General features: G+C 45.8%; 4 protein-coding genes. All 4 read left to right on the plus strand.

Going from position 1 to position 6,455, the window contains the following annotated elements:
- Positions 1–145: 145 nt before the first annotated feature.
- The 4 genes from RIE73_RS01935 (at position 146) to cas5d (ending at position 6,310) form a co-directional block, all read left to right on the plus strand.
- Entirely contained in the window at positions 146–721 is a 576-nt protein-coding gene (locus RIE73_RS01935) for a Uma2 family endonuclease (protein ID WP_446399576.1), read from the plus strand.
- 349 nt (positions 722–1,070) lie between these two features.
- The gene (gene cas10d / locus RIE73_RS01940; protein WP_446399577.1) at positions 1,071–4,328 is read left to right on the plus strand and encodes a type I-D CRISPR-associated protein Cas10d/Csc3; all 3,258 of its coding nucleotides are present in this window, start codon (positions 1,071–1,073) and stop codon (positions 4,326–4,328) included.
- A gap of 203 nt (positions 4,329–4,531) precedes the next feature.
- A complete protein-coding gene (cas7d, locus tag RIE73_RS01945) occupies positions 4,532–5,533 on the plus strand; it encodes a type I-D CRISPR-associated protein Cas7/Csc2 (RefSeq protein WP_446399578.1) in 1,002 nt (333 codons plus the stop codon).
- Positions 5,534–6,310, plus strand: a complete 777-nt coding sequence (gene cas5d / locus RIE73_RS01950; protein WP_446399579.1) for a type I-D CRISPR-associated protein Cas5/Csc1 — start codon at positions 5,534–5,536, stop codon at positions 6,308–6,310. It begins immediately after the preceding gene.
- Positions 6,311–6,455 lie beyond the last annotated feature (145 nt).

A 6,455-nucleotide genomic window follows, 5' to 3' on the forward strand; every position in this document is an offset into this window, starting at 1 on the left:
GATGTGCGATCGCAAACACCAAGATACACCCGGAAAATGCCACGCCGACATCATGGGCGCACACTAACTATCTGAGGGCGCAAGGATGGTGCCCCTACTGACAGGTGAGGAATCCAATTAATTTGAGTTAACAGGTAACACTAAAATGACGGCTTATACTATAGATTTTAACCCGATTATTCAGCTTACCGATGACCAATTTTATCAGTTGTGTCGGGCTAATCCTGATCTGAAATTTGAACGCAATGCTCAAGGAGAATTGATTATTATGCCCCCCACTGGCGGAGAAACCGGAAATAAAAACTTTGAGTTTGGTGCTGATTTAGCGATATGGAATCGCCAAACTCGATTAGGAGTTGGCTTTGACTCCTCTACCTGCTTTAAACTTGCCAATGGCGCTAATCGTTCTCCGGATTTAGCTTGGGTAATACAGGAACGCTGGGATGCTTTATCTCCAGAAGAACGCACCAAATTTCCGCCAATTTGTCCGGATTTTGTGGTGGAATTAATGTCTCCTTCCGATACGTTAAAATCGACGCAGGATAAAATGAAGGAATATAGGGAAAATGGCGTCCGTTTGGGCTGGTTAATTGCGCCGGAACAAAGGCGAGTAGAAATTTATCGTCCCCAGCAAAATGTTGAGATTTTAGAGGCTCCAGATACTCTTTCTGGAGAAGAGGTGTTACCAGGATTTACCTTGGATTTACGCTCTCTTTGGTGAAAATTCGTAGTTCGTAGTAAGGGCTTTAGCCCTCAACAAGCCTAGGCGAAGAGAATTCACGTAACTCGACCCACTCACCTAGAGCCTACACCAACTGGATTATAAACATTAATGGTTGGGAGCCGGGCGGGTTTATTAAATTAAGGGTTTTGTCGCCACAGGTAACAGTAAAACCCGCCCCGACAAGCTAAAAGTTCTTCTGAAGGTCAATCCCTTGTCAGGTAAGCTTTTGTCTTCAAAGAAAGCCTATTGCCTATTCCCTGGCGCGTAGCGCTATACCTGTTGTCAAATACACTACAGCCGCATTGATTTAATCAAGGAGTAGACTGTTACTGCCGAATTCTGACCGATGACAGACTTCTCATCAATTCTCCAAGACTTCGTTCCCGCCATTGTGCCGAAGCTGCGAACCGGGTTGCAATTCCATCGCACCCTCGCCAAAGGGGGAACTAAACCCGATGGTACGCCATTCATCAATCAGCGCACCGGGGAACCTTATCTGATTACCACGCAGCTAACCCATGTCTTAGTCGGGTTGAGTGCGTTATCCAGACTCCTCACCTATCTACACCAGCGCCATCTCCTCTCATCACCCGTCACCGCCTCCCAGTTTCGCCGGGTTTGTGCGTTATTTAGTTTACATGACTTACATAAAGATGAGCAGATAGCGCGGGAAGTGAGTCGTGCTGATACCTCGATTCAACCCGCACAAATGCTGGAAATTGCCAATCGGGTGGGGTTAACCGATTGGTTGGGTGCCGATGATTTGAATGGCTATGAATATCGCGAAGCTATGGTGCATTTGAGTGATGCGACTCATGGCGATAGGAAACATTGTCGGGGAGAAATTGATTATGAGCGACTCTATGAATTAGTCCGGTTGGCGGATACCATGGCATCAGTTCAGAGTTTGGAGGAAGGGACGAGGAGTTTAAAGAATCGCTTGAAGGAGTTGGCGCGGCGGTTAAACCATCTCCAGTTTTATTACCACAAAATCACTGATTATCGCGGCTTGACAACAAATCTTTACCATCAGGCGATCGCCCAAACCTTACAAACTCAGTATAATCTCTATCCACTCTTATTTTTTGCCAATGGCACCCTGTATTTGAGTGAAGGTGAACTTCAGGACTTTAATCGAGATGAGTTGATTCAGTCTGTTGTTCAATCCTTTAATAATTCCTTGCAACAGTTAGGCGAAAAACCGGGAAATCAACCGGAGTATAATCGCAAAACCCAGCGATTTGAGAACTATGTCTTTACCTTTTGGACAGCCGCCCAGCTCCTAGAGTTTCTGAAAGCCAATTCTCAGAGGAAAGATAAACCCGGTTGGTTTCAAGAACTCCTGCAAAAACGGTTTAATTCCTACTTTAAAGACGCCTTTGGGGATCAGGAGAACTTTCAGCAACTCTTTCAAATAGAACCAACGCGCGATCGCGACCCGAATTTTGCGGAGAAATGGGCGGCGGTGAACCGTTATTTGGGCGGTGTTTTGAACCTATTGCGGGATGTTTATTTATCCCCGGATGAGAGTTGGGCAAAGGTGATTCCCTGGCTGGGTCAGCCGTTACACCTTTCTCCCTGTTTACAAAAGAGTTTAACCGAAAATGCCTCCTGTTTCAATCGGGCGGGAACACCGGAATTTAGCCAGATTATGGCATATCATTACTTGGAACAGTTTAACCTAAATGGGGATTCAGCCTGGGTTACACCCGTGGAGACAATTCTGGATACATTGCACCAACAATTATCCCCTCCGATTATTGCCTTGGATAGTCCCACCAAGCGGTTAAATTATGTCGAAGATGAATTGGCATTACAGGAGGATACATTTAAGTTTATTCACCAATCCTTAATTCTATCATGGTCTATAGACTCAGACAAGTTAATTGATGATCCCTTACCCATCGTCACCGCCAAGAAAAAGACAGGTTCACCGAAAGGGATTTGTAGCCTGTGTAATCGAGTGATTCCCAAAGGAATGAAAGCCGCGACGATTAAAAAAGATATTTTAGAGGATTCTCTGAAAGAATTTTCCAATCGCTTAACGCCCAAACGGAATGTCACCTCTCGACTCTGGTGTCCCCAGTGTTATTTAGAATGGACAGTTAGGAAATTAGCGGGATTAGGGTATGCGCCAGGGGCGGATGCTAATAAGTCAGAACGACTGTATTTTTTCATTCTCCCCAATCCCTTATTAACGCCAGAATTGTTAGACGTACTGCGAGATAGACTGCAACTTCTCCAGAGGGGAACTACAGTTAAAATTCGGCAGTATGGTAAAGGAACACCAAGTATTCCCAAAGTCTGGTTAACTGAACACAATTTAACCGATTCAGGACAAGGGAAAGACTGGTTAGACACGACAGTAGAGGTGTTAACAGAAGAAGCGACTCGCCAGACACAACGGATAGAAGAAAAAGGGAAACGGAATGCAGGCGATCGGATTATTAGTTTTGGTATCTTTGATGATGAGGATAGCGATGATCTGGATTTGGATACCGAGGATGACACCGATAATTCAGCCAAACTCCCCAGCAACTTTCTCCTAGTTACCCTAGAAGCCTCGGCGTATAGTGGAGAATCGATTAAAGCCACCGAACTTTGGATGCGGGGACTTTTGACCGCCTTAGTGTTACAAGATTTATTAGGAATGCGGGTGTATTTAACCGATAAACCCTACTTACCCGTCGCCTATTTAGATCAAGTAACCGAAGCCTTAGCCTTAGAGAGTGAACACCCCGCCTTGCGGTCAATTTTAACCGATAAGGGAGAGAATTCAAAGCCTCTCTCTTTGCAGGAGAGAGGTTTGGAGAGAGGTTTTCCAGATTCCCTGAAAAGTAAGCAACCTATCCCTGCAACCCTATCCAATCAACTGAAAGTACGAGGGATTCCAATTGATGAAATTTGGCATCGAGTTTGTGCATTGTGGGTAGTGAATGAAAGCCTAAGTAAGGAGGAGAGTACCATTGCTCAACGGTTAACCGAAGTCAATCGAAATGAACTGGCGGGGGCGCGATTTTTTGCTGATTATCATCGCCATGAAACTCACACCGTTCCTGACGTATTTCGACAAGCCTGTCATCTTTTACTAGAGTCCTTTGAAACTGTGGAGGGAAATCCAAAAAGAATGAGCCTAAAAAACTTAGCTGAAACCATTGCCAGTCAATCCCTGGACTTATTTTTACCACGAACGCCAAAAGATGGCAAAGGTAAGGCAAATCGTTATGAAACAATTTATCGAACCGCGATTGCTGAACTCAAAAAAGTCTCGCGTCAGCCGGAATTAGAAACGGAAGAACTGATTGGACATATTGCGGGAACCTTGATTAAACGATTAGAACGACTAGATACTGGGATTTCGTTCCCCTTTGTATTTAAAGATGAGGACAAAAATCAACGGGCGCGTCAATTTGCCCAAACCATTGTCGTGGACTTATTTGAACAACGGTGTCACCGCAGTTTTTCCCGCTTGAGTCGCTATGAAAATGATTTGGCGAATGGCGTCTTTTTCTATGTGAGTGAGCAAATCTCGGCAAAGTGGGCGCAATGGAATCAACAGAAACAAAAACGGAATGTTAAATCAGATGTAGGGGCGACCCGCTGAATTCAATGAACAATAGAAACCATTCAATCAACCCGGGTCGCCCGGAAAATGGGGTAATCCTTAATCAGGTTTCGACTGAACAAAATAAAAAGACGCAACCCATGGAAATCAAGGGCGCAAGCCATGAAAATCAAGGGCGCAAGCCTTGCGCCCCTACCACTCGGACATAACATAAAATTATTCATTCGTGAGGACAATTACCCATGACCATAACCAACTTAGACAACTATTCCCGCTACTTTCATCCATCCATCCCCAACTTCCGCCAAAACAAATACATCCAGATATTAGTTCTCAGAGAAACCAAATCCTACGCCATCTTTACCACCGAAGGTGACGCCCTAGATACCGAACAATTACAAGCTGGTTATCGGGATGAAAATGCCAAAACCACCGTTGACCGCGTAGTTATGTTTAAGCGCAAACAAATCGCCCCCGAACGACGTACTGGCAAAGCCCTATTACGGCAATTTGGCTTAGTCGGGGATAGCGAAGACTCTCAACAACCCAAACCCTGTTATTTAATGGAAGGAATGTGTGGCGAATGTCCCGATTGTGTCCTCTATGGATTCGCCGCCGTTCAAGGCGAAGGTTCCCAAAAATCACGCCTCCTCACCGATTCTGCTTTTACCTTAAGAGGGTATCCTCAACTCCAGAAACAGATTAAACTGAATGCGATTCAAGATAAAACCCAAGGCGGTGTCGCGGGTTCAGCGTTTGCGGAACGGGATACGTTAATTCCCCAGGTATTTCTTCCTTGTGTGGAAACCTTAGTTGATGTAACAATGGATGAATTCGTCTATGTTTTAGGCAATATTCTCCAGACAACCCGCTATGGTGCAGAAGCCAATCGGGAGGGGTATATTCGCAATCATATTCTGGGTATCAGTTTCGGGACGGTGGAAAAGTTATCGAATTTAGATTTAACCCAGCGACTCTATGATAAGTTAGCGCCTCAAGGACAGATTGCCGATTCCTTGAATCTGTCTGATTTTATCAAGTCCCAGGGAACAGAAGGGGCGATTCTGGATGTCTTTGCTGAGGTTTTGGCAGACATTCCGGGACATAGTGTCGCCATGTCCGGGGCGGAACTTAAGGAGTTACTGAATCAAGTCTATTCAATTTACAATCAACTCGGTGAGTGTCAAGACTTCTTCACCCGTTTAGATGCAGCGGCGAGAACCTACTCAGGAGGGCGGGGTTAAATGGAAGTTTATCGTTATCGCCTCCAATTTGAGGATTATCTGTTCTACGCAACAACGGAACGGGGTAAAGTCTTTGAGACGGGCTGGTTTATCCATAATTATGCCCTAACGTATGCCTTAGGATTAGCGGTTTGTGAGTATCGCCACTCGTCGCAAAAACCCCGGTATCGGGAACAATTATCCCCCGTGAATCAAGCGGGACTGTATTTCACACCCGCCACAGTTTTACCCGTTACCCGATATCGGATTACCCAATTCAATACGATGGGGGAAACCTTTGGTTTAGGGCGAGAAAAATCATCAGGTTATCCGACTTGGGGATATGCCAAACTCTTTCGCCCCCGGCGTCAGGGAAGGGTTATCGAGAATCAGGGGAAGGCAATTTCCCCGGATAATGCGACAGGGTATTTAATTTGTCGGGATAGTTTAAGCCAGGGGGTAAACGATTTGCGGGATACCTATAAAAATGAGCAACTGAATCTGTTCCCCACCCAGTATTTGCGACTCGGGAAATTCACCGCCAAAGTCAAAATGAGTCTCACCCTAGCCCAATCCGTAACCATCGTACAGCAAACGCGATCGCTCACTGGACTGTTGAACTGGGCGGATTTAGCCAACAAACCCCAACGCTTTGATTTAATCGCCTCCGCGTTACCCACACGACTGATAGAATCGGCGTATTTTACCCCAGCCTGTGCATTAATCCAAGCCGAATTCAGTCAGGAACCCACCCGCGTGTATTTACCAACCGATATGGCGTATTTGGGGGAATCGTAGGGGCGCACCGACGTGCGCCCTTTACCAACATGACGTGCGCCCTTTACCAACATGACGTGCGCCCTTTACCAACATGACGTGCGCCCTTTACCAACATGACGTGCGCCCTTTACCAACATGACGTGCGCCCTTTACCAACATGACG

Origin of the sequence: Coleofasciculus sp. C1-SOL-03 (assembly GCF_040220555.1) — a bacterium.
Taxonomy (GTDB): Bacteria; Cyanobacteriota; Cyanobacteriia; order Cyanobacteriales; family Coleofasciculaceae; genus Coleofasciculus.

Excerpts from the sequence above, each read along its gene's own strand:
- cas7d (WP_446399578.1), top strand. The coding sequence starts at position 4,532 with ATGACCATAACCAACTTAGACAACTATTCCCGCTACTTTCATCCATCC.
- cas5d (WP_446399579.1), top strand. The coding sequence starts at position 5,534 with ATGGAAGTTTATCGTTATCGCCTCCAATTTGAGGATTATCTGTTCTAC.
- cas10d (WP_446399577.1), top strand. The coding sequence starts at position 1,071 with ATGACAGACTTCTCATCAATTCTCCAAGACTTCGTTCCCGCCATTGTG.
- RIE73_RS01935 (WP_446399576.1), top strand. The coding sequence starts at position 146 with ATGACGGCTTATACTATAGATTTTAACCCGATTATTCAGCTTACCGAT.